Below are 21,544 nucleotides of genomic sequence, written 5' to 3' on the forward strand. Positions count from 1 at the left end.
TCCCCTCCCTGGGTAAACATTCGCCTTGACTATACCAGTCCCATTTTGGGACTGCAAGATAATGAAAAGCGCTTACTTATTACGCTATCCCTCTGCCATGACAAATCACAACCTCTTCCTGACTGAGTAAGACTTGCCTGTTCAGGCTACAGCGGCCAGAGATGCTCGATAATCAGCTGCACGCTGCGGTTGCCGCGAAACTCGTTGATATCCAGCTTGTAGGCCAGCTCTACCTGCTTCACGCTGGGATCGGGCCAGAGCGCGGTATCAATATTGAAAGCGATACCGTCCAGCAGCGGCCCGCCGCCCAGCGGCTCCAGCATGACCTTCAGATGACGCTCGCCCACCAGCCGCTGCTGGATCAGCTTAAATTTGCCGTCAAACTGCGGTTCGGGAAACGCCTGCCCCCATGGCCCGGCTTCACGCAGCAGCTCTGCGGTGGGCAACGTCAGCTCCTGCGCCATCAGCTGGCCGTCTGACCAGACCACGCCCTGCAAAGACTCTTCGCTGAGCCATTCGCCGATTAGCTCGCCAAAGCGCTGGCGGAATTCATCGAACTTTTCCGCCTCCAGCGACAGGCCCGCCGCCATCGCGTGGCCGCCAAACTTGATAATCAGGCCGGGATAGAGCGTATCCAGCCGCTCAAGCGCGTCACGCATATGCAGCCCGCTGATGGAGCGTCCCGACCCTTTCAGCGTGCCGTCACCGGCGGGCGCAAAGGCGATAACCGGACGGTGAAAGCGCTCTTTCAGCCGCGAAGCCAGGATGCCGACCACGCCCTGGTGCCATTCCGGATGGTACATGGCGATACCAAGCGGCAGCGCTTCGCTGCTGCGCTCCAGCGCATCGCACAACGCCAGCGCTTCCGTCTGCATCCCCTGCTCTATCTCTTTGCGCGTCTGGTTCAGCGCATCCAGCTCGCTGGCCAGCATGCGCGCCTGGGCGATGTCTTCGCTAAGCAACAGCGCGACGCCGACCGACATATCGTCCAGCCGTCCGGCAGCGTTGAGACGCGGCCCCAGCGCAAAACCCAGGTCGCTGGCGGCAAGCTGGCGCGCGTCGCGATTGGCGATTTCCAGCAGCGCCCGGATGCCGACGCGGCATTTGCCGGCGCGAATACGGCTCAGCCCTTGCCAGACCAGGATGCGGTTGTTGGCGTCCAGCGGCACCACGTCCGCCACCGTGCCCAGCGCCACCAGATCCAGCAGCTCGGCCAGGTTTGGCAGCGTGGCGACGCCGCTGTCGCGCAGCCGCGCGCGCAGCGCCAGCATCAGATAAAACGCGACGCCCACGCCCGCCAGCGTGCGTGAAGGAAACTCGCTGTCCGCCAGGTTAGGATTAACAATCGCTTCCGCATCCGGCAGCGTATCGCCGGGGAGGTGGTGATCGGTGATCACTACGGCGATGCCTTTTTCGTGCGCCAGCGCGACGCCAGCATGGGAAGAAATGCCGTTATCCACGGTCATAATCAGCTGCGCACCGCGCGCCGCCGCCTGCTCCACCACTTCCGGACTCAGGCCGTAGCCATCGTCAAACCGGTTTGGCACCAGATATTTGATATTGCGGCCGCCCATGCTGCGTAAAGCCAGCACGGTCAGCGCAGTGCTGGTGGCGCCGTCGGCGTCGAAATCGCCAACGATCATAATGCACAGGTTATCGGCAATGGCCTTTTGCAGGATCTCTGCCGCCCGCTCAATGCCGCTGAGCGAGTGAAACGCGTGAAGATTTTTGGCACCGCGCTCCAGCTCCACGGCCTGCTTAACGCCCCGATGCGCATAGAGGCGACGCAGCAGAGGATGGAGATCCTCCGGCAGCTCGCACGCCTGCGCCGCCACGCGGCGGCGTAATTCGGTTTTTCCTTTCACTGGGCTTAGCCGCCTGTCTTCTGGCTATCCAGCAGCTTTTTCATCTCCTGCGGCCCCTGATAGCCAGGGATCATCATACCGTTTTGCAGCAGGATGGCTGGCGTGCCCTGAATACCGTAGAGAATGCCCAGCTGGTAATGCTTAGCCAGGTCAATTTTGCAGTCGGCCGCCGCAGGGGTTTCGCCTTTCATCGCCGCGTCGAACGCTTTTTTGCGATCGGCCACGCACCAGATTGATTTCATCTCTTTGGCGACCTGTCCGTTCATGCCTTCGCGTGGGAAGGCCAGATAGCGCACGGTGATCCCCAGCGCGTTGTAGTCCGCCATCTGCGAATGCAGCTTATGGCAGTAGCCGCAGGTGATGTCGGTAAAGACGGTGATGACATGCTGCTCTTTCGGCGCTTTATACACGATCATTTCGCTGCTCAGCGCGTCGACTTTTTTCTCCAACAGTTTGTTGGTGACGTTGATCGGCTGCGCGCCGCTGATGTCGTACAGCGGCCCCTGAATAAACTGCTTGCCGTCTTCGCTGACGTAAAGCACGCCGCTTTCGGTCAGCACGGTTTTCATCCCTGGCAAAGGCGACGGCTGGATCTCCATCTGCTGCAGTCCCAGCTTCGCCAGGGATTGCTTGATGGCCGCATCGTCGGCATGCGCCAGGCCAGCTGCTACCAGCAGAGAAAGGAGAAAGTAACGCTTTTTCATTGATTATCCTCATGGCCTTATAGTTTGGCCGTTTGATCACCGCGTCAGGCGCGGGGATGATGCTGTTGATGTAACTGCCGTAGCCGCTCGGTGGCGACATGGGTATAAATTTGCGTGGTGGACAGGTCGCTATGCCCTAACAGCATCTGTACGACCCGCAGATCGGCGCCGTGGTTCAACAGATGCGTGGCGAAAGCGTGTCGCAGCACGTGGGGGGAGAGCTTTTCACTGTCGATGCCCGCCAGCGTCGCATAATGCTTGATGCGGTGCCAGAACGTTTGTCGGGTCATTTGCTGCGCGCGGTTGCTGGGGAAAAGCACGTCCAGCGTCTGTCCGTTCAGCAGCCACGGACGACCATATTCAATGTAATGCTCCAGCCAGTGCAGCGCCTCTTCACCCAGCGGTACCAGCCGCTCTTTATCGCCTTTGCCCACCACGCGCACCACGCCCTGGCGCAGGCTGACGTTGTTGAGCGTCAGGCTGACCAGCTCCGTGACGCGCAGCCCGGTGGCATAAAGCAGCTCCAGCATGGCTTTGTCGCGCAGCTCTATCGGGATATCCGTAGAGGGCGCCTGCAGCAGCCGCTCTATCTGCGCTTCGCTGAGATCTTTCGGCAGCCGCTGCGGCAGTTTAGGCGAGGCCAGCAGCGCGCTGGGATCGTCTTCACGCAGCTTTTCCCGGTAAAGATACTGGAACAGGCGCCGCATGGCGCTGAGCAGGCGAGCGGAACTGCTGGCCTTATAGCCGCCTTCCACGCGCTCGGCCAGAAAGTTCTGTAGCCCGGCGCTGTCTACATGCAGCAGATCCAGCTGGTGATGCGCCAGCCAGTTCACCAGCGACATCAGATCAAGCCGATAGGAAGCCACCGTGTTTTGCGCAAGATTTCGCTCAATCCATAAGGCATCAAGAAACTGCTCTGTCAGATCGCTGTCCTGCACGTTGACTCCTTTTCCACTTACCCGACGGCACGCCGTCAAAGCTCAATTCTGATATAATTCGCGCCATTGAACCAGGAGAATTGAGTAAACCGCGTATGAATATCGGGCTTTTTTACGGTTCCAGCACCTGTTACACCGAGATGGCGGCGGAGAAAATCCGCGATTTTATCGGCGAGGATCTTGTTACGCTGCACAATCTGAAAGAGGACTCGCCGCAGCTGATGGAGCAGTACGACATGCTGATCTTGGGCATTCCCACCTGGGATTTCGGCGAAATCCAGGAGGACTGGGAGGCGGTTTGGACCGACCTCGCTACGCTAAACCTGCGCGGCAAAACCGTGGCGCTGTACGGTATGGGCGATCAGGCCGAGTACAGCGAGTGGTTTCTGGACGCGCTTGGCATGCTGCATGAGGTGCTGCAGCCGCTGGGCGTCGTTTTTGTCGGCTACTGGCCTACCGAAGGCTACGAGTTTATCAGCCGCAAACCGCTAACCGCCGACGGCCAGCAGTTTGTCGGCCTGGCGCTGGACGACGTTAACCAGTTTGAGCTGACGGACGAGCGTATCGCGCAGTGGTGCGAACAAATCCTGACGGAAATGGCCGCCACGCTGTAAGCCTGCCGTTTAGTGAATAGCGAGCAGCTGCTGACGGAGCTGCCGCCACTCGCTTTCGTTCATGCTGTCGCGCAGCAGCCAGAGCTTCTCGCGCTCGCCTTTAGCGGAGCGCAGCGCCAGCAGGATCGCCCGCCGCGTCATCCACGGCCGACCGCAGATGCGCCAGTGCTTCTGCCGCCATTGCAGCTGATGGTCCGCCAGCAGCGCGATATCGCCTTCCCGGCTGCGAATGCGTCGCTGGCTACGCACGCACTCCAGCACCACCAGCGTCAGCAGCAGCATCCACACTACCGTTAAGCTGGCCGGCCACGGCGCCAACAGCAGCGCTATCACTACCACGCCGTGCAGCGAGAGCGACATCCACTGCGCCTGCCAGGAGACCCGCAGATCAGAACGCCACAGGGCCACGCTGCTGGTTTCGCTGCTGGATCAGGTGAACCATGCGTTTCAGTTCCGGATCGGCAGGTTCGCCATGATTCATCATCCAGTTGAACAGATCGGGATCGTCGCTTTCCAGCAGGCGAATAAAGATCTTTTTATCGCTATCGCTCAGCGTGTCATATTCATATTCAAAGAACGGCATGATGGAGATATCCAGTTCCCGCATACCGCGCCGGCAGGCCCACTGCACGCGCGCTCTATTTTCAATATCCATGTTTTCCATCGTCAGTCGGTGAAAGATGGCCGCTAGTGTAGCGCTTTTTTAAGCCGATGTTGATGGCGCAATTTGGCTTTGCGTAATGCGCCGCACGATAAAAGCATTTGTTGCCGCGCAAGCGCGCCTTTTGTGCGTCGCCTTCAGAAAACTGGTTGCAAAGCCGGGCGGCTCTTTTAACATGAATGCAGGCTTATTTGACTTCAGGAATCCGCTATGCCGACTTTATCTTTCCCGCCTCGTCAACCTGCGGCCTCTGCCCGTCTGCCGCTTACGCTGATCTCGCTGGAAGAGTGGGCGCTGGTCAACGTGACCGGCGCGGACCGCGTCAGCTATTTGCAGGGTCAGCTGACGCTGGACGTCGCTGCGCTGGATGCCAATGCGCATCTTCCCGCCGCCCACTGTGATGCAAAAGGGAAAATGTGGAGCAATCTGCGTCTGTTTCACCGTGACGAAGGCTTTGCCTATCTGGAACGCCGCAGCCTGCGCGATACGCAAATCAGCGAGCTGAAAAAGTATGCCGTTTTCGCCAAAGTCGCTATCGAAGCGGATGATGAAGCGGTGCTGCTGGGTGTAGCCGGTTTTCAGGCGCGCACCGCGCTGGCCGGGCTGTTTGACACGCTGCCGGACGCTGAAAACCCAGTCGTGCAGCAGGATGATGCGACGCTGCTGTGGTTTTCCGCACCGGCGGAACGCTTTCTGCTAATCCTGAATCGCGACAGAGCACTAGCGCTGCGCGCGGCTCTGGACGGTCAGGCACAGCTAACCGACAGCTCGCAGTGGCTGGCGCTGAATATCGAAGCTGGCCTGCCCGTTATCGACGCGGCGAACAGCGCGCAGTTTATTCCTCAGGCGACAAACCTGCAGGCGCTGGACGCTATCAGCTTTAAAAAAGGCTGCTATACGGGCCAGGAGATGGTGGCGCGCGCTAAATTCCGCGGCGCCAACAAGCGTGCGCTTTACTGGCTGGCCGGCAAGGCCGCCCGCGTTCCGGCCGCTGCGGATGCGCTGGAAATGAAGCTGGGCGACAACTGGCGCCGCACCGGCACCATTCTGGCCGCCTGTCAGCTGGATAATGGCGATGTCTGGGTGCAGGCGGTGCTGAATAACGATCTGGAGCCGGAAACGGCGCTGCGGGTACAGGGCGACGAAGGCGGCAGTCTGGCTATCCAGCCGCTGCCCTACGAGATTTCGTAATAATAAGGGGCCGGACGGCCCCTTTTTTTATGAAATATAAAAGTAAATCGCCAGAAAATGGCAGATGCTGCCGCCAAGCACAAAGCCGTGCCAGATGGCGTGGTTATAGGGAATGCGCTTTGAGACGTAAAAAATCACCCCCAGCGAATAGATAATGCCGCCCGCCGCCAGCAGCCAGACGCCGCCCGCCGACAGTTTCATCGCCAGCTGATAAATCACAACCAGCGACAGCCAGCCCATCAGCAGATAGGTTATGACCGATAAGGCCTCGAAGCGGTGCACAAAAAACAGTTTAAACAGCACGCCCACCAGCGCCAGGCTCCAGATCACCACCATCAGGCCATGCGCCAGCGGCGACTTAAGTCCCACCAGCAGAAAAGGCGTATAGGTGCCGGCAATCAGCAGGTAAATAGCGCAATGGTCCAGCTTTTTCAGCCAGCTTTTGGCGCGCGGATGAGGGATGGCGTGATAAAGCGTCGAGGCCAGAAACAGCAGGATCATGCTGCCGCCATAGAGGCTGTAACTGGTGATGGCGACGGCGTTGGCCTGGCTGTCGAGCGCCTGCGACAGCAGCAGCACCAGCCCTACAATACCAAAGATAAAGCCGATGCCGTGGCTGATGCTATTAGCTATCTCCTCTGCAACGGAGTAGCCCTCCGTTAACACTTTTTTATTGGTCATGCATTGTCCTCTTCCAATCTGAAGCGGAGGGGCGGCCAAAGGGGATCGCATCCAGGCTCGTTTTCAGCCGCCCGTCCGAAAGTTGCGCACGTTCAGCTTAGACGAGAGTGATTTCAGAGTACAACTGTAAGCTTAAATAAACTGTGAACGACTGTAACAGCTGTTTAACCAGGAAAAACAGGCGGTTATTCGGCGACCTTCACCCTGTAACGCCCGGCTGCGGCAGCAATAAAAGTGCTGGTGACATAAGAAGCCGCTTCGCTAAGCAGCCACTAAATGGCGCGGGCGCCGTTATTCGACAGCCTTTATCCCGTTATCGTCCGCCAGCGGCATCGATAAAAGTGCCGGTAACATAAGAAGCCGCTTCGCTAAGCAGCCAGAGAATGGCGTTGGCAATTTCATCCGGCTCGCCGCCGCGCTGCATGGGAAGAGTCGGCGCAATACGGTTGACGCGATCCGCCTCGCCGCCGTCGGCGTGCATATCGGTATAGATTAATCCCGGCCGTACCGCGTTAACCCGGATGCCCTGCGCCGCCACTTCCAGCGCCAGCCCTCTGGTTAGCGTATCTACAGCCCCTTTCGAGGCGGCATAATCGACATATTCGTGTGGCGCACCGCTACGGGCTGCGGCGGAAGAGACGTTTACGATTGCACCGCCCTGCCCACCGTACTGAAAACTCATGCGCTTTACCGCTTCGCGACAGCAGAGAAAGGTTCCGGTGACATTGGTAGCGAAAACGCGATTGATGCGTTCGGCGTTTAGCTGCGCCACGCTGGTCTGCTGAAACAGGATCCCGGCATTATTGACCAACGCGCTTAGCACGGCGCCCTGTTGATCAAGGCTGCGAAACATCGCTACTACCTGTTGTTCATCAGAAATATCGGCCTGCACGCTGAACGCTTTTCCGCCTTGTTGCTGAATAAGCGACACTACTTCCGCCGCCGCTTCCTCACGCTGACGATAGTTAACCGCAACCTGATAGCCGTGCTGCGCCAGCAGCAGCGCGGTGGCTCGCCCAATTCCCCGGCTGCCGCCGGTTACCAAAGCCGTTTTCATTTTTTCCTCCCGATAAAAATAAAGGGCACCAGGGTGCCCTTCAGTCTGTATCGCTATGCTGCTTTATTCATATTCGCTCATCGGCAAACAGGAGCAGAACAGATTTCGATCGCCATAAACATCGTCAAGACGCTTGACGGTCGGCCAGTATTTATTCGCGCTGCCCGCCGGGAAGACCGCCAGCTCGCGCGTGTAGGGATGCGACCACTCGCCGACCAGCTCCATTTGCGTATGGGGCGCATTAACTAACGGGTTATCTTCCGCTGGCCACTCACCTTCCGCCACGCGGTCGATCTCCATGCGGATAGCCAGCATGGCGTCGATAAAGCGATCCAACTCCACTTTGCTTTCCGATTCCGTCGGCTCCACCATCAGCGTGCCCGCCACCGGGAAGGACATGGTCGGCGCGTGGAAGCCATAGTCGATCAGGCGTTTGGCAATATCCAGTTCGCTGATGCCGGTTTGCTCTTTCAGCGGACGAATATCCAGGATGCATTCATGCGCTACCCGCCCATCCCGTCCGGCATACAGGATCGGATAGGCCGATTTCAGGCGTGCAGCAATATAGTTGGCGTTCAGGATCGCTACCGAACTGGCCTGCTTCAGCCCTTCCGCACCCATCATGCGGATATACATCCAGCTGATAGGCAGAATAGAAGCGCTGCCGAACGGCGCGGCGGACACCGCGCCCTGCTGCGTCAGCATGTCGTCAATCTGCACCACGCTGTGGCCCGGCACAAATGGCGCCAGATGGGCTTTTACGCCAATCGGCCCCATGCCTGGCCCGCCGCCGCCGTGCGGAATACAGAAGGTTTTATGCAGGTTAAGGTGCGAGACGTCCGCGCCGATATAGCCAGGCGTGGTGATGCCGACCTGGGCGTTCATGTTGGCGCCGTCCAGATAAACCTGTCCGCCATACTGATGAACGATCTGGCAAACCTCGCGGATGGTTTCTTCATAGACGCCGTGCGTGGAAGGATAGGTCACCATAATGCAGGAGAGCGCTTCGCCCGCCTGTTCCGCTTTCTGCCGCAGATCGTGCAGATCGATATTGCCCTGTTTGTCGCAGGCCACCACGACTACCGCCATGCCCGCCATCTGTGCCGATGCCGGATTGGTGCCATGCGCCGAGCTGGGGATCAGACAGATATTACGTCCGGCTTCACCACGGCTTTCATGATAGCGGCGGATCGCCAGTAGGCCCGCATACTCGCCCTGCGCGCCGGAGTTAGGCTGCATACAGAGCGCGTCATAGCCGGTCAGCTGCACCAGCCACTGCGACAGCTGGCCGATCATTTGCAGATAGCCTGCGGCCTGATCGGCAGGACAGAACGGGTGCAGCTCCGCGAATTCCGGCCAGGTAATCGGGATCATCTCAGCGGCGGCGTTCAACTTCATGGTGCAGGAGCCGAGCGGGATCATCGCCTGATTCAGCGCCAGATCCTTGCGCTCCAGGCTGTGCATATAGCGCATCATCTCGGTTTCGCTGTGGTAACGGTTAAAGACCGGATGCGTCAGGATGGCCTCTTTGCGCAGCATCGCTGGCGGAACGGACGCGCTGTCGGCTACGGCGCTGTCCAGCTCGTCGATATCCAGACCGTGATTTTCGCCCAGCAGCACGGAGAACAGCGCCGCCACATCTTCCCGCAGCGTGGTTTCATCCAGGGTGATGCCAACCGCGTTGTGGATATCGGTGCGCAGATTGATGCCGAAACTCAGCGCGCGATCCAGCACCGCGGCTTTATCCGTGACTTCAACGGTCAGCGTATCGAACCAGCTCTGATGGCGCAGCGTCATGCCGCCCTTTTGCAGCCCGGCCGCCAGGATATCCGTCAGGCGATGAATGCGCGAGGCGATGCGTTTCAGGCCGTGCGGGCCGTGGAAGACCGCGTACAGGCTGGCGATATTGGCCAACAGCACCTGTGACGTACAAATATTGGAGTTGGCCTTTTCACGACGGATATGCTGCTCGCGAGTCTGCATTGCCATCCGCAGCGCCGTGTTGCCCGCCGCATCGCGCGAGACGCCGATAATGCGCCCTGGCATTGAGCGTTTGTATTCGTCGCGGGCGGCAAAGAAGGCTGCGTGAGGGCCGCCGTAGCCCATCGGAACGCCAAAACGCTGCGCAGAGCCAAAAACGATATCCGCGCCCTGTTTTCCCGGTGCGGTCAGCAGCACCAGCGACATAAAATCCGCAGCGACGCTGACTATCACTTTCCGCGCCTTCAGCTCATGGATCAGCGAGGTGTAGTCATGTACCTCGCCAGTGGTGCCGACCTGCTGTAGCAGCACGCCGAACACGTCCTGATGATCCAGCACGCGCGCCGCCTTATCGACCACCACCTCAAAGCCAAAGGTTTCCGCCCGCGTCCGCACCACGTCCAGCGTCTGCGGATGAATATCCTCGGCCACAAAGAAGCGGTTGGCGTTTTTTAGCTTGCTGACGCGCTTCGCCATCGCCATCGCCTCGGCGGCGGCGGTTGCTTCATCCAACAGCGAAGCAGAGGCGATATCCAGGCCGGTCAAATCCAGCGTGACCTGCTGGAAGTTCAACAGCGCTTCCAGTCGGCCCTGAGAAACCTCGGGCTGATAAGGCGTATAGGCAGTGTACCAGCCGGGATTTTCCAGCATGTTGCGCAGAATAACCGGCGGCGTCAGCACCGGCGTGTAGCCCATCCCGATACAGGATTTATAACGCAGGTTGCGGCTGGCGATCGCTTTTAGCTCGGCCAGCGCCTGATGTTCGGTCAGGGGATCGCCGACGGCAGGCGCGCCGGGCAGCTGAATATCAGCCGGGACGATAGCGGTAATCAACTCGCTGAGAGAGGCGGCGCCTACCGCGTTCAGCATCGCTTCCTGCTGGGCTGGCGAAGGGCCGATATGGCGTTCGATAAAAGCGCCGGTATGTTCAAGCTGGCTGAGAGTAGTCATTAGCGGTAAATCCTGCATCGGGCAAAGGCATTAAGGAGAGATCTCTCCGGAGAGGGCTAATAAATCGCTGACGAAACGAAGCCGGGCCGTAAAATACGGCCCGCGCTACCGCCGTCTATTCGTCAATGCTGGTTTTGTAGGCGTCCGCGTCCATCAGCGATTCCAGTTCGGACTCGTCGCTGGCCTTAATGCGGAACAGCCAGCCATCGCTGTAGGGATCGCTGTTGACCAGCTCCGGTTCGCTTGCCAGCGCGCCGTTGACTTCGACAATTTCGCCGCTGACCGGCGCATAAATATCGGAGGCGGCCTTTACCGACTCGGCTACGGCGCAGTCTTCGCCCTGGCTATAGGTGTTGCCCACTTCGGGCAGATCGACAAACACCATATCGCCCAGCAGCTCCTGCGCGTGGGCGGTGATGCCTACGGTATAGGTACCATCTTCTTCTTTACGCACCCACTCATGGCTTTCACGGTATTTCAGTTCGTTTGGAACATTGCTCATCGCCTGATCTCCTTAAAATAATTCCGGGTCGTTTTCCGCAGCTGAAGCGCGGAAAGCGCCTTTTACGCCACCGCTTTACCGGCGCGTACAAAAACGGGTTTGGTCACGCGAACCGGCATTTCACGGTTGCGGATTTGCACAATCGCCTGCTCGCCAATGCCTGCGGGAACGCGAGCCAGCGCAATGCTGTAGCCTAAAGTTGGCGAGAAAGAGCCGCTGGTGATAACGCCTTCCTGCAGGTTGCCGGTCGCGTCGGTAAAGCGCACCGGTAAGCCGTTGCGCAGTACGCCTTTCTCGGTCATCACCAGACCGACCAGCTGCTCGGTGCCTTTTTCACGCTGCGACGCCAGCGCCTCGCGGCCGATAAAATCGCGCTCTTGAGGCTGCCAGCCGATTGTCCAGCCCATATTGGCCGCCAGCGGCGAAACGCCCTCGTCCATTTCCTGCCCGTATAAATTCATGCCGGCTTCCAGGCGCAGGGTATCGCGCGCGCCCAGACCGGCAGGCTTCACGCCCGCCGCCAGCAGCTTTTGCCAGAAATCCGCCGCCTGCTCGTTGGGCAGGGCGATTTCATACCCGGCTTCGCCGGTGTAGCCTGTGGTAGCAATAAACAACTCGCCAGCCTGCACGCCAAAGAAGGGCTTCATGTCCGCTACGGCCTCTCGCTGCGCCTCATCGAACAGCGAACGGGCTTTTGCCTGCGCCTGCGGCCCCTGCACCGCGATCAGCGCCAGGTCGTCGCGCTCGGTCAGCGTCACGCCATAGCCTTCCGCATGTTGGGTAATCCAGGCGAGATCTTTTTCCCGCGTGGCGGAGTTCACCACCAGCCGGAAAAACTCTTCGGTCATAAAGTAAACAATCAGATCGTCGATTACGCCAGCGGAGGCGTTGAGCATAGCGGTATAAAGCGCTTTGCCGGGCTGGGTCAGTTTGGCGACGTCGTTGGCCAGCAGGTAGCGTAAAAATTCACGGGTGCGGACGCCGTGCAGATCGACAATAGTCATATGCGACACGTCGAACATGCCGGCATCGCTACGAACCGTATGATGCTCATCCAGCTGCGAACCGTAGTGCAGCGGCATCATCCAGCCATGAAAATCCACCATGCGCGCGCCGCAGGCCTGATGCTGTTCGAACAAAGGGGTCTGTTTCATCTTCTTCCTCAGGCAAAGTGTTCGGCGTCGGCAGGCAGCCCGGCGCAAACGATATCCTTGCTCCGAACTTACCACCGAAATCCAGCGTTAACCATAAGTTAAAACGGGTATGATTTTTTTGACGGCGTTCTCAGGCAGCAAAATCAGCCAGATAAAATCACCGCTTTTTGCGCAGTTAATACGCAAATATGTTATTAAGCAGCCAGAATCTCAGGATAAAAGTAAGGTATCAGCCCGTTGAAGATAAAAACCTGCTTTATGGCTCAAACCTGATGATTAGTAAAAGTAATGCGAAGAAGCACGCTAAATTAGAATTTCTCAAACGACGCGCCCGTTTGGGGCAGGCTGCCTGTTAAAGGTGCAGCAATACGAAAAACTGTTTTGCTTTCGGCAAAGATACTTTGACGAAACCCTGACCAGAGGTGAATAAGCGCGGGCAAGTCATACTAATGGCAGGGCATATCTGCCGTCTGGTGAGCAACAGCTACGGCGAGCTTTTATTCTTCTCCATCAGCTTTTAGAACCGTATTGCCACCGGGGTTATTGTGCGTTAAAGTGTTTACATATTGTGAACACAGGAAGGGAATCTTTTAATGCACGTCATTTCCAGAGAGCCATTTGAGCAAGCGGCGCGGCTCTTCCCAAACGATGCCACAGCCATAAAGGCGCTGTATCATCTGGTTCGCGAAACAGATTTTAAATCCCCGGATGAACTGCGCGCCGCCGTGTCAAGCCTGGATAATTTTAAGTACCGTAACAAATGGTGGGTTTTAGATGTTGGTGGGAACAATCTGCGAATCATCGCCTACATCAACTTCGTGAATAAGCGCTTTTACGTGAAGCACATTGCCACCCACGCTGAATACGATAAGCTGACTCGCTACTATCGGGAGAACAAAGAATGATCGCCGACCCCATTAAAGCTATCGAAGCAACGAAACAACTGGTAGCCGCTGTTCCCCTGCTGGGGGGCAGCGCCTCAGAAAAAGACTACCGTGACGCACTGGCGCTGGTGGACTACCTGATCGACCACGACGACGAAAATCCGTTGATCGACTTACTGGCGGCCAGCATCGCTGACTACGAAGATAACAGCAAGCGGTTCGCCGAGTTCAATAAGTCAGTGGATGAAATGCCGGTTGGCGTCGCGCTGCTGCGCACGCTGATTGACCAGCATAAGCTGTCCTACTCCGACCTGAAGGAGGAGATCGGATCTAAATCCCTGGTGAGCCAGATACTCTCCGGCCAGCGCTCCCTGACGATCTCACACATCAAGGCGCTTTCGCACCGGTTCGGCGTGAAGCCGCAATGGTTCCTTTGACCTCTGCCACCAGCCCGCGTAACAGTGGGCTTTTTATTTCCCTCAGAAAAGAGCCTTGACAAGCGACTTCCTGCACAACCCTCACATAGCCCGCAGCTGAAAGGGCTCTTTTCAAACTTCCACGGATGGCACAAACCAGCGCGCCGGGCGCTTCCATAGATTTAGTTCCTGTATAGCAACCCATTCCCGCAATTTTTATTACGCGGACTCACCATGGCCGCATCAACCACCGGCACATACAGCATCGAACAATACCTGTTCCCACGTTACGACGAGCGCAGCATCGCCGAGCCGGTTTTGCGCACCGGGCTGCGCAAAGAAGTTATGATCACAGGCGAATCAAATGACCGGGACCTGACGGTTTACTACGTGCAGCCGGATAAGCGATACCATGCGAATCTTCTCTCGTTCCGGGTATGGGAAGTGCCGGAGCTACGCTGGGTACAGCTTCACATTTTATTGCGATCGGGCTGGTGTCGGGCAGCAGTCGGGTTACTGTCATGGTTAGGCACGCCGGGGGGATTAATATGCAGGCAGGAAACTGATAAAGGAGAAAGAAAATGAAAAGTAATAGCTTAAAAAGTGGCAGAGCGCCCGTCTGCAACAGCTGATAAGAAAATAACCAGCGTTCAGGTCGGGCCTGAACGCTGCAATTTATTACCGCAGCCACTCCGGCAGATCGTGCAGGCCCATTGCCTGCTTTAACAGACGCGGCTTCACGCCAGGCAAATTATCTGCCAGGCTCAGGCCGATATCACGCAGCAGCTTCTTCGCGGGATTATTGCCTTTAAACAGCTCGCGAAAGCCCTGCATACTTGCCAGCATCACGGCCGCGCTGTGCTTGCGGCTGCGCTCGTAGCGTCGCAGGTAAAGGTGCTGGCCAATATCTTTGCCCTGCTGATGCAGACGTTTGATCTCGCCGATCAGCTCGGCGGCATCCATAAAGCCCAGGTTAACGCCCTGCCCCGCCAGGGGATGAATGGTATGCGCCGCGTCGCCAACCAGTGCCAGACGATGCGCCGCGAAATTACGCGCATAGCGGCCCATCAGCGGGAAAGCCTTGCGCTCGCTTTCCAGCTTGCACAGCCCCAGACGCATATCGAAGGCGACCGACAGCTGCTGGTTAAAGACCTCTTCCGGCATTGACTGTAAACGCGTGGCTTCCTGCGGCGGCAGCGACCAGACAATTGAGCTGAGGTGCGGGTCGCTGAGCGGCAGAAATGCCAGAATGCCTTCGCCGTGAAACACCTGGCGTGCAACGGCGTCGTGCGGCTGTTCGGTACGAATATTAGCGACCAGCGCATGGTGATCGTAATCCCAGAACGTCAGCGGAATATCCGCCTTGTTACGCAGCCAGGAGTTGGCGCCGTCGGCGGCCACCAGCAGCCGCGCCGTCATCATGGTGCCATCGCCCAGCGTGACGAAAGCTTCGTTATCGCCAAACGCCACCTGCTGCAGCTCCGCTGGCGTAATCAGCGTAATATCCCGTGATTCGCTGGCTTTTTGCCACAGCGCCCGGTGAATAACCGGATTTTCAATAATATGGCCCAGATGCGCCAGGCCCTGCTGAGCGTCATCGAATTCAATCCGGCCGAAGCTGTCGCGATCCCAGACTTCCATCCCGTGATAGGCGCTGGCGCGGTTGGCCTGAATGGCGCTCCAGACATCAAGGTGCTGCAGCAGGCGCTCGCTGGCGGCATTAATGGCGGAGACGCGCAGCGCCGGCGCGCTGTCGTTCGTCGCCTGCGGCGCTTCGCGTTCCAGCACGGCGATTTTCATGCCGCTGCCCTGTAAGCCACAGGCGACGGCCAGGCCGACCATTCCGCCACCGGCGACAATAACATCATAAGTTTGCATCACTGCTTTCTCCTTAACGCTCGACCCAGCCTAACGTGCGCTCGGCCAGCAAATTACGCGCCAGCGGCAGCGAATCCATCACCATCAGGCCCAGATTTCGCCCCAGCACCAGCGGCGTGTAGCGGTTAGCAAACAGCCTGACCAGACTGTCGGTTATCCCGATAGTAGCAACGGCATCCGGCTGGCGACGCTGCTGAAACTGTTGTAGCACGCCGTAGCTGCCGATATCCTGCTGCGCCCGCCAGGCGGCGGCCACGGATTCCGCCAGCGACATTACGTCCCGGATACCTAAATTAAATCCCTGGCCCGCAATCGGATGCAGCGTTTGCGCCGCGTTGCCAACCAGCGCCAGCCGATGGGAAACGTGCTGCGAAGCGGACAGCAGCGCCAACGGATAGCTGTAGCGCTGCCCAACCTGGGTAAAGCGTCCCAGCCGCCAGCCAAAGGCTTTTTGCAGCTCGTCTAAAAATTGCCGATCGTCCCAGCTATCAATCTGCGCTTTTTGCGCCAGCGGGTGGCACCACACCAGCGAACTGCGACCAGAGGACATCGGCAGCAGCGCCAGCGGGCCATTTTCGGTAAAGCGTTCAAATGCCCTTCCCTGATGCGGCTGTGCGGTGGAAACGTTGGCAATAACAGCAACCTGCTGATAATCCTCAGAAGCCACCTGCACGCCGCAGGAGGCGGCCACGGCGGAGCGGGAACCGTCTGCGGCCACCAGCAGCTGCGCCGTCAGCGTTTCGTCATTATCCAGCAGCACGCTGACCTGCTGCTGCGTTCGCTCGACCTTCGCCACCTTCGCCGGACAGACCACGCGTACGCCCGGCGCTTTTTGCAGCAGCTTAAACAGCCGCTGGCCGATATCGTGCAGCTCAACCACCTGCCCCAGCGCGGGAATGTCATAATCTTCCGCAGCCAGCGACACAAAGCTGGCATGCCCGCGATCGCTGACGTGAACGTGGGTGATCGGCGTGGCGCACGCTTTCAGCGCGGGCCAGAGGTTGATCGCCGCCAGCTGCTGGCAGGTGCCTTCCGCTAGCGCTATCGCCCGTCCGTCATAGCCGGGATGCGCTCTTGAAGCCGGATCCTGCGCTTCGACCAGCGTCACCGGCAGCCTGCCCTGGGTCAGCCAGGAAACAGCCAGCGCCAGCGTCGCGCCCGTCATCCCGCCGCCTGCGATGATCATGCTCATAATGTTTTAGCCGCCGCCATTAATGCTTCAATCTCATCCGGATCTTTCACCACGCTGTCGGTCAGGTTTTCGTTGCCATCCTCGGTGATCAGAATGTCATCTTCCACCCGGATACCGATGCCGCGATATTCCACAGGCACATCCGCATCCGGCGCGATATACAGACCGGGCTCGACCGTCAACACCATGCCCGGCTCCAGCACGCGATCGCGTTCGTGACCGTAGCCGCCGACATCGTGCACGTCCAGCCCCAGCCAGTGGCTCAGGCCGTGCATAAAGAACCGGCGATGCGCCTGTTCCGCAATCAGCGTCTCAACATCACCCTGCATTACGCCCAGCCCGACCAGCCCCGTCACCATAATGCGCACGACTTCCGCATTAACTTCGCGGATGCTGGTGCCGGGACGAAACAGTTCCAGCGCCCGATTAAGCGATGCCAGCACGATATCGTAGACGGCGCGCTGAGGCTTGCTGAATTTGCCGTTAACCGGGAAAGTGCGCGTAATGTCGCCCGCGTAGCCTTTCAGCTCGCAGCCCGCATCAATCAGCACCAGATCGCCGTCGCGCATCCTGGACTCGTTTTCGGTGTAGTGCAGGATGCAGCCGTTTTCACCGGCGCCAACTATGGTGTTGTAAGAGGGAAAGCGCGCGCCGTGACGGTTGAATTCGTGCTGGATTTCGCCTTCGAGCTGATACTCAAACATTCCGGGCCGACACTGCCGCATCGCCCGCGTATGCGCCAGCGCGCTGATACGACCGGCTTCACGCAGCACGGCCAGCTCTTCCGGCGATTTAAACAGGCGCATCTCGTGCACCCAGGGCCGCCAGTCGGTCAGCGTCGACGGCGCGGTCAGGTTCTGACGAGCGCCGCGCCGCAGCTTCTCCAACGCGCCAAACAGCAGCGTGTCGGCCTGTTCGTAAAGTCCCTGCGCGTGATAAACCACGTCCAGGCCGTTCAGCAGCTGCGGCAGCTGGTCGCTGATGGCATCCCAGGGCAGCGCGCGATCGACAGCAAGTTTTTCCGGCGCGGCATCCTGACCCAGACGACGGCCAAACCAGATTTCAGCGGTCAGATCGCGAACGCGATTAAACAGCACGCTGTGGTTATGGTTTTCCGCGCTTTTGATCAGCACCAGCGCCGCTTCAGGCTCGTTAAAGCCGGTAAAATACCAGAAATCGCTGTTCTGCCGATAAGGGTACTCGCTGTCATTGCTGCGCGTCGCCTCCGGCGCGGCAAAGATCACCGCCGCGCTGGCCGGTGCCATTTTTGCCAGCAGCGCCTGGCGACGGCGCACGAACTCTTGCTGTGTCATCCGCTTCTCCTGAATGCAATCCATCTTAGCGCCCGCATACAGCGCGCTTTTTTTCTGTCGCCGCCCCTGGCGTGGCAGAAATTAGTGCAGCGTTGGTTTTTTCACTTCCACCGCCGTTGGCGCGATATGGGTAAAGGTGTCGTGGCAAAGCAGCGCCGCTACGCGCACATACTCAATCACCTCTTCCAACGACTGTTCCAGCTCTTCCTGGTCTTCATCTTCATCATAGCCGAGCTGGGCGATAGTACGCAGATCGTCAATCGCCTCGCCCGTTTCGCCCTTGACCTTATCGAGCTTCGGCTGGGACACGCCCAGGCCCAGCAGAAAGTGGTTAACCCAGCCCGCCAGCGCATCCGCCCGATCGAAGACGGTGATATCGTCATCTTCCGGCAAATAGAGTTGAAACAGGAAACCTTCGTCTTCCAGCGTATCGCCGATGCCCTGGTGCAGCTGCTGTAAAGGCTGAGCCAGCGTCTGCGAGAAGGCCATGCCTTCGTTCGTTAAGTCGTGTACCAGCGTCTGCCAGCTACTGTCCTTGTTGCCGCCGCAAAGAATTCCGCTGATCAGGCCGTGCATTTCAGCCGGGGTCATTCCCACGCCCTGCTGCGTCAGTGCTGAAGCCAGCGCGTCGTAGCCCGGCATTGTGTTTGTTAGTGACATAGGTTTTGGTCATCGTTGGCTGGATAAGTTCGTGTTATGCTACCACCAGGTGCCTCTTTGATTCCAGAAAGGGGTTGTTTCTTCTGCCAGGGGTAGATATAGTTGCGCCCCTCCCAAGCCATTGAGCGGCAAGGGAGATTACCGGCGAAGTAATCAGTCAGGATGGTTTTATGTCTGCACAGCCCGTAGATATTCAAATTTTTGGCCGTTCCTTAAGAGTGAATTGTCCGCCTGAACAGCAAGATGCGCTGAATCTGGCCGCCGAAGACCTTAATCAACGGTTGCAAGATCTTAAAGTTCGCACTAGAGTCACCAATACTGAACAATTGGTTTTTATCGCCGCGTTGAACATCTGCCATGAGTTAGCGCAGGAAAAGATGAAAACCCGCGATTATGCCAGTAATATGGAACAGCGTATCCGAATGTTACAGCAGACTATCGAGCAGGCATTGCTTGAACAAGGTCGCATTACGGAAAGAACTGGAACGCAATTCGAATAACACGTTAACGTTATCTGTGTTACAGTAACGGTGATGTAAAAAATTCTCTGAGGTGTTTGCAAGCGGGCCAGTCCCCTGAGCCGATATTTCATACCAAACAGAGTGTGGCGCTCTGTAACCTGTGTGCATGCTCGGTCCGTCCGAGAAGCCTGATGGTTATGACGGTACACTCACCTTGAACCAAGGGTTCAAGGGTTACAGCCTGCGGCGGCATCTCGGAGATTCCCTTCTTTACCACCTGCAAAGCCATGTTTTTCCCGGCGCTTTCGGGTTCCCTGCTTTATCCCGCTTCCGACACGGTGAAACTGATGAACCTCAGCCTTCTCGATCGTCAGGATATTCGTACTCACATTCGCCATTTGCGTCGTGACCTGACACCAGAACAGCAGCGCCTGGCCGCCGTAACGGTCGCCGAACATGCGCTAAGCTTCAAACCCGTTCAGCAGGCCCGCAAAATCGCGCTGTTCCTGTCCTTCGACGGCGAACTGGATACCCGTCCGCTGATTGCCAAACTTTGGCAGCGTCATCAGGAAGTTTATCTGCCCGTACTGCACCCTTTTTCACGCGGTCAGCTGCTTTTTCTGCGCTATGACACGGAAACGCTGTTGCAGCCTAACCGTCTGCGTATCCCGGAACCGCCGCTGGATATCCGCAACCTGGCCACGCTGGACGAGCTGGATGTGATAATGGTGCCGCTGGTGGCGTTCGATCGGGCCGGACAGCGTCTGGGTATGGGCGGCGGCTTTTATGACCGCACTCTGCAAAATTGGCCGCAGCACGGCCTGTTGCCGATTGGCCTGGCGCATGACTGTCAGCAGGTAGAAACATTGCCCGTGGCGGAATGGGATGTGCCTTTGCCGGCGATAATTACGCCTTCGCGGCTCTGGCAATGGCAGGAAAAGCGTCCCACGAGCGGGGACGCTTTGCGTCATCAGTAAAGCAGACGAGCGCGAATGGTGCCCGGAATCGCTTTCATCTGCTGAAGCGCGTTGTCGGCCACTTCCTTCGTCGCATCGATATCGATCACCACATAGCCCATCTGCGGCGTGGTTTGCAGATACTGCGCGGCAATGTTGATGCCCTGACCGGCAAAGATATTGTTGATGGCGGTCAGCACGCCGGGACGGTTCTCGTGAATATGCAGCAGGCGGCTCTGCTGGCCATGCATCGGCAGCGACACTTCCGGGAAGTTAACCGCTGACAGCGTCGAGCCGTTATCTGAGTATTTCGCCAGTTTACCCGCTACTTCAATCCCGATATTTTCCTGCGCTTCCTGCGTTGAACCGCCGATATGCGGCGTCAGGATCACGTTGTCGAACTCGCACAGCGGCGAATTAAACGGATCGGCGTTAGTTGCCGGCTCTTCCGGGAAGACGTCGATGGCCGCGCCGGCCAGATGTTTGTCCGCCAGCACTTTGCACAGCGCCGGAATATCCACTACCGTGCCGCGTGAAGCGTTGATCAGCAGCGAGCCGGGTTTCATCATCGCCAGCTCTTCCGCACCCATCATATTCTGGGTGGAGGCCGTTTCCGGCACGTGCAGGCTGACCACATCACTCATATTCAGCAGTTCGGAGAGGTAGCGAACCTGCGTGGCGTTGCCGAGCGGCAGCTTGCTTTCGATATCGTAAAAGTAGACGTGCATCCCTAAGCTTTCGGCCAGCACGCCCAGCTGCATACCGATATGGCCATAGCCGATAATGCCCAGCTTTTTGCCGCGCGCCTCATAAGAGCCGACCGCCAGCTTGTTCCAGATGCCGCGGTGCGCTTTAGCATTGGCGGCCGGTACGCCGCGCAGCATCAGCAGCAGCTCGCCGATGACCAGTTCTGCTACGGATCGGGTATTGGAGAAAGGCGCATTGAACACCGGAATACCGCGTTTTTCTGCGGCCTGCAAATCGACCTGGTTAGTGCCGATGCAGAAGCAGCCTACCGCGACGAGTTTTTCTGCCGCAGCGAAAATCTCTTCGGTCAGGTTGGTACGCGAGCGGATACCAATAAAGTGCGCATCGCGGATCGCTTCTTTCAGCGTTTCGCTGTCCAGCGCGCCCTTGTGAAATTCGATGTTGGTGTAGCCTGACGCCCGAAGATTCTCAATCGCGCTCTGGTGCACGCCTTCGACCAGCAGGAACTTAATCTTGTCTTTCTCCAGTGATACTTTTGCCATTTCCCGACCCTATTCAGCAGACTTCAGAAGTGACTGACTCCGTGAGGAATAAGTCAGCCTTCTGTCAAAATATCAAAATTTACGCGCGCGGCAATACAAACGATTGCCTTGCGGCCAGCACGGCAGCCGAAAGCATCAGCATAAATCGGCAGATAATCATGACACGTGAAGCATCGTCAGCAGGATCGCGAGGCGGGGGTAAATTCCGTGACATAAGTCACCAAATTTGTGGGGCA

22 protein-coding genes and 1 other RNA gene are annotated in these 21,544 nt (G+C 58.0%); 8 read left to right on the forward strand and 15 right to left on the reverse strand.

Going from position 1 to position 21,544, the window contains the following annotated elements; all coding sequences use genetic code 11:
• Window positions 1-146 precede the first annotated feature (146 nt).
• The 3 genes from recJ to xerD are packed head-to-tail and all read right to left on the reverse strand — an operon-like array spanning window position 147 to window position 3,507.
• Window positions 147-1,865 (reverse strand): single-stranded-DNA-specific exonuclease RecJ, encoded by a 1,719-nt coding sequence (gene recJ / locus AB6T85_RS14525; protein ID WP_301252520.1) that lies wholly within the window; start codon window positions 1,863-1,865, stop codon window positions 147-149.
• 5 nt (window positions 1,866-1,870) lie between these two features.
• A complete protein-coding gene (gene dsbC, locus AB6T85_RS14530) occupies window positions 1,871-2,569 on the reverse strand; it encodes a bifunctional protein-disulfide isomerase/oxidoreductase DsbC (RefSeq protein WP_253458674.1) in 699 nt (232 codons plus the stop codon).
• Window positions 2,570-2,613: 44 nt separating this feature from the next.
• Window positions 2,614-3,507, reverse strand: coding sequence for a site-specific tyrosine recombinase XerD (gene xerD, locus AB6T85_RS14535; protein WP_253458672.1), 894 nt, complete (start codon window positions 3,505-3,507; stop codon window positions 2,614-2,616).
• A 95-nt stretch (window positions 3,508-3,602) separates the two neighbouring features.
• Between xerD and fldB the strand changes: the two genes are divergently transcribed.
• A complete protein-coding gene (gene fldB / locus AB6T85_RS14540) occupies window positions 3,603-4,121 on the forward strand; it encodes a flavodoxin FldB (RefSeq protein ID WP_253461228.1) in 519 nt (172 codons plus the stop codon).
• A 9-nt stretch (window positions 4,122-4,130) separates the two neighbouring features.
• On the opposite strand, the gene AB6T85_RS14545 is transcribed toward fldB, so the two are convergent.
• Together AB6T85_RS14545 and sdhE are read right to left on the reverse strand one after the other, a co-directional pair.
• On the reverse strand, window positions 4,131-4,529 hold the full coding sequence (locus AB6T85_RS14545; protein ID WP_253458670.1) for a protein YgfX: 399 nt from the start codon (window positions 4,527-4,529) through the stop codon (window positions 4,131-4,133).
• On the reverse strand, window positions 4,510-4,776 hold the full coding sequence (gene sdhE / locus AB6T85_RS14550; protein ID WP_301252518.1) for an FAD assembly factor SdhE: 267 nt from the start codon (window positions 4,774-4,776) through the stop codon (window positions 4,510-4,512). Before sdhE ends, AB6T85_RS14545 begins: the two co-directional genes overlap by 20 nt.
• Window positions 4,777-4,992: 216 nt before the next feature.
• Here sdhE and ygfZ point away from each other — a divergent pair, with 216 nt between their 5' ends.
• Entirely contained in the window at window positions 4,993-5,973 is a 981-nt protein-coding gene (gene ygfZ / locus AB6T85_RS14555; protein WP_369895957.1) for a tRNA-modifying protein YgfZ, read from the forward strand.
• 27 nt (window positions 5,974-6,000) lie between these two features.
• Here the strand turns inward: ygfZ and trhA are convergent, their stop codons facing one another.
• The 5 genes from trhA to gcvT form a co-directional block, all read right to left on the reverse strand.
• Window positions 6,001-6,654: a PAQR family membrane homeostasis protein TrhA gene (trhA, locus tag AB6T85_RS14560; RefSeq protein WP_253458664.1), complete on the reverse strand. Its 654-nt coding sequence runs from the start codon at window positions 6,652-6,654 to the stop codon at window positions 6,001-6,003.
• A gap of 313 nt (window positions 6,655-6,967) precedes the next feature.
• Complete coding sequence (locus tag AB6T85_RS14565) at window positions 6,968-7,711, reverse strand: SDR family oxidoreductase (RefSeq protein WP_369895959.1); 744 nt, start codon at window positions 7,709-7,711, stop codon at window positions 6,968-6,970.
• A gap of 63 nt (window positions 7,712-7,774) precedes the next feature.
• Complete coding sequence (gcvP, locus tag AB6T85_RS14570; protein ID WP_369895960.1) at window positions 7,775-10,642, reverse strand: aminomethyl-transferring glycine dehydrogenase; 2,868 nt, start codon at window positions 10,640-10,642, stop codon at window positions 7,775-7,777.
• Between the two features lie 115 nt (window positions 10,643-10,757).
• Window positions 10,758-11,144: a glycine cleavage system protein GcvH gene (gcvH, locus tag AB6T85_RS14575; RefSeq protein WP_253458655.1), complete on the reverse strand. Its 387-nt coding sequence runs from the start codon at window positions 11,142-11,144 to the stop codon at window positions 10,758-10,760.
• 62 nt (window positions 11,145-11,206) lie between these two features.
• A complete protein-coding gene (gene gcvT, locus AB6T85_RS14580) occupies window positions 11,207-12,298 on the reverse strand; it encodes a glycine cleavage system aminomethyltransferase GcvT (protein WP_369895961.1) in 1,092 nt (363 codons plus the stop codon).
• Between the two features lie 593 nt (window positions 12,299-12,891).
• Here gcvT and AB6T85_RS14585 point away from each other — a divergent pair.
• The 3 genes from AB6T85_RS14585 to AB6T85_RS14595 all read left to right on the forward strand — a co-directional run bounded on the left by AB6T85_RS14585 (window position 12,892) and on the right by AB6T85_RS14595 (window position 14,183).
• Window positions 12,892-13,203 (forward strand): type II toxin-antitoxin system HigB family toxin, encoded by a 312-nt coding sequence (locus AB6T85_RS14585; protein WP_301252514.1) that lies wholly within the window; start codon window positions 12,892-12,894, stop codon window positions 13,201-13,203.
• A complete protein-coding gene (locus AB6T85_RS14590) occupies window positions 13,200-13,619 on the forward strand; it encodes a helix-turn-helix domain-containing protein (protein WP_301252513.1) in 420 nt (139 codons plus the stop codon). Before AB6T85_RS14585 ends, AB6T85_RS14590 begins: the two co-directional genes overlap by 4 nt.
• Before the next feature lie 213 nt (window positions 13,620-13,832).
• Complete coding sequence (locus AB6T85_RS14595) at window positions 13,833-14,183, forward strand: hypothetical protein (protein ID WP_369895963.1); 351 nt, start codon at window positions 13,833-13,835, stop codon at window positions 14,181-14,183.
• Between the two features lie 93 nt (window positions 14,184-14,276).
• Here AB6T85_RS14595 and ubiI read toward each other — a convergent pair whose 3' ends face one another.
• The 4 genes from ubiI to AB6T85_RS14615 form a co-directional block, all read right to left on the reverse strand.
• Window positions 14,277-15,476 (reverse strand): FAD-dependent 2-octaprenylphenol hydroxylase, encoded by a 1,200-nt coding sequence (gene ubiI / locus AB6T85_RS14600; RefSeq protein WP_253461226.1) that lies wholly within the window; start codon window positions 15,474-15,476, stop codon window positions 14,277-14,279.
• A gap of 13 nt (window positions 15,477-15,489) precedes the next feature.
• A complete protein-coding gene (ubiH, locus tag AB6T85_RS14605; protein WP_301252510.1) occupies window positions 15,490-16,668 on the reverse strand; it encodes a 2-octaprenyl-6-methoxyphenyl hydroxylase in 1,179 nt (392 codons plus the stop codon).
• The gene (gene pepP, locus AB6T85_RS14610; RefSeq protein ID WP_253458647.1) at window positions 16,665-17,981 is read right to left on the reverse strand and encodes a Xaa-Pro aminopeptidase; all 1,317 of its coding nucleotides are present in this window, start codon (window positions 17,979-17,981) and stop codon (window positions 16,665-16,667) included. The genes ubiH and pepP overlap by 4 nt, the downstream gene beginning before the upstream one ends.
• An 81-nt stretch (window positions 17,982-18,062) precedes the next feature.
• Window positions 18,063-18,641, reverse strand: coding sequence for a YecA/YgfB family protein (locus AB6T85_RS14615; protein WP_125287341.1), 579 nt, complete (start codon window positions 18,639-18,641; stop codon window positions 18,063-18,065).
• Window positions 18,642-18,811: 170 nt separating this feature from the next.
• Between AB6T85_RS14615 and zapA the strand changes: the two genes are divergently transcribed.
• The 3 genes from zapA to AB6T85_RS14630 all read left to right on the forward strand — a co-directional run bounded on the left by zapA (window position 18,812) and on the right by AB6T85_RS14630 (window position 20,079).
• Window positions 18,812-19,141, forward strand: coding sequence for a cell division protein ZapA (gene zapA, locus AB6T85_RS14620; protein ID WP_125287340.1), 330 nt, complete (start codon window positions 18,812-18,814; stop codon window positions 19,139-19,141).
• Window positions 19,142-19,182: 41 nt separating this feature from the next.
• Window positions 19,183-19,367, forward strand: a non-coding RNA gene (ssrS, locus tag AB6T85_RS14625) — 6S RNA.
• 82 nt (window positions 19,368-19,449) lie between these two features.
• Window positions 19,450-20,079 carry a 5-formyltetrahydrofolate cyclo-ligase gene (locus AB6T85_RS14630; protein WP_253458645.1) on the forward strand — a complete coding sequence of 210 codons (630 nt, stop codon included), beginning with the start codon at window positions 19,450-19,452 and terminating at the stop codon, window positions 20,077-20,079.
• Here AB6T85_RS14630 and serA read toward each other — a convergent pair.
• Window positions 20,073-21,308 (reverse strand): phosphoglycerate dehydrogenase, encoded by a 1,236-nt coding sequence (gene serA / locus AB6T85_RS14635; RefSeq protein WP_253458643.1) that lies wholly within the window; start codon window positions 21,306-21,308, stop codon window positions 20,073-20,075. The genes AB6T85_RS14630 and serA overlap by 7 nt on opposite strands.
• Between the last annotated feature and the right edge of the window lie 236 nt (window positions 21,309-21,544).

Source organism: Erwinia aeris (assembly GCF_041224955.1).
Taxonomy (GTDB): Bacteria; Pseudomonadota; Gammaproteobacteria; order Enterobacterales; family Enterobacteriaceae; genus Erwinia; species Erwinia aeris.

Excerpts from the sequence above, each read along its gene's own strand:
- dsbC (WP_253458674.1), bottom strand. The coding sequence starts at position 2,569 with ATGAAAAAGCGTTACTTTCTCCTTTCTCTGCTGGTAGCAGCTGGCCTG.
- fldB (WP_253461228.1), top strand. The coding sequence starts at position 3,603 with ATGAATATCGGGCTTTTTTACGGTTCCAGCACCTGTTACACCGAGATG.
- sdhE (WP_301252518.1), bottom strand. The coding sequence starts at position 4,776 with ATGGATATTGAAAATAGAGCGCGCGTGCAGTGGGCCTGCCGGCGCGGT.
- ygfZ (WP_369895957.1), top strand. The coding sequence starts at position 4,993 with ATGCCGACTTTATCTTTCCCGCCTCGTCAACCTGCGGCCTCTGCCCGT.
- trhA (WP_253458664.1), bottom strand. The coding sequence starts at position 6,654 with ATGACCAATAAAAAAGTGTTAACGGAGGGCTACTCCGTTGCAGAGGAG.
- AB6T85_RS14565 (WP_369895959.1), bottom strand. The coding sequence starts at position 7,711 with ATGAAAACGGCTTTGGTAACCGGCGGCAGCCGGGGAATTGGGCGAGCC.
- gcvP (WP_369895960.1), bottom strand. The coding sequence starts at position 10,642 with ATGACTACTCTCAGCCAGCTTGAACATACCGGCGCTTTTATCGAACGC.
- gcvH (WP_253458655.1), bottom strand. The coding sequence starts at position 11,144 with ATGAGCAATGTTCCAAACGAACTGAAATACCGTGAAAGCCATGAGTGG.
- gcvT (WP_369895961.1), bottom strand. The coding sequence starts at position 12,298 with ATGAAACAGACCCCTTTGTTCGAACAGCATCAGGCCTGCGGCGCGCGC.
- AB6T85_RS14585 (WP_301252514.1), top strand. The coding sequence starts at position 12,892 with ATGCACGTCATTTCCAGAGAGCCATTTGAGCAAGCGGCGCGGCTCTTC.
- AB6T85_RS14590 (WP_301252513.1), top strand. The coding sequence starts at position 13,200 with ATGATCGCCGACCCCATTAAAGCTATCGAAGCAACGAAACAACTGGTA.
- AB6T85_RS14595 (WP_369895963.1), top strand. The coding sequence starts at position 13,833 with ATGGCCGCATCAACCACCGGCACATACAGCATCGAACAATACCTGTTC.
- ubiI (WP_253461226.1), bottom strand. The coding sequence starts at position 15,476 with ATGCAAACTTATGATGTTATTGTCGCCGGTGGCGGAATGGTCGGCCTG.
- ubiH (WP_301252510.1), bottom strand. The coding sequence starts at position 16,668 with ATGAGCATGATCATCGCAGGCGGCGGGATGACGGGCGCGACGCTGGCG.
- pepP (WP_253458647.1), bottom strand. The coding sequence starts at position 17,981 with ATGACACAGCAAGAGTTCGTGCGCCGTCGCCAGGCGCTGCTGGCAAAA.
- AB6T85_RS14615 (WP_125287341.1), bottom strand. The coding sequence starts at position 18,641 with ATGTCACTAACAAACACAATGCCGGGCTACGACGCGCTGGCTTCAGCA.
- zapA (WP_125287340.1), top strand. The coding sequence starts at position 18,812 with ATGTCTGCACAGCCCGTAGATATTCAAATTTTTGGCCGTTCCTTAAGA.
- AB6T85_RS14630 (WP_253458645.1), top strand. The coding sequence starts at position 19,450 with ATGAACCTCAGCCTTCTCGATCGTCAGGATATTCGTACTCACATTCGC.
- serA (WP_253458643.1), bottom strand. The coding sequence starts at position 21,308 with ATGGCAAAAGTATCACTGGAGAAAGACAAGATTAAGTTCCTGCTGGTC.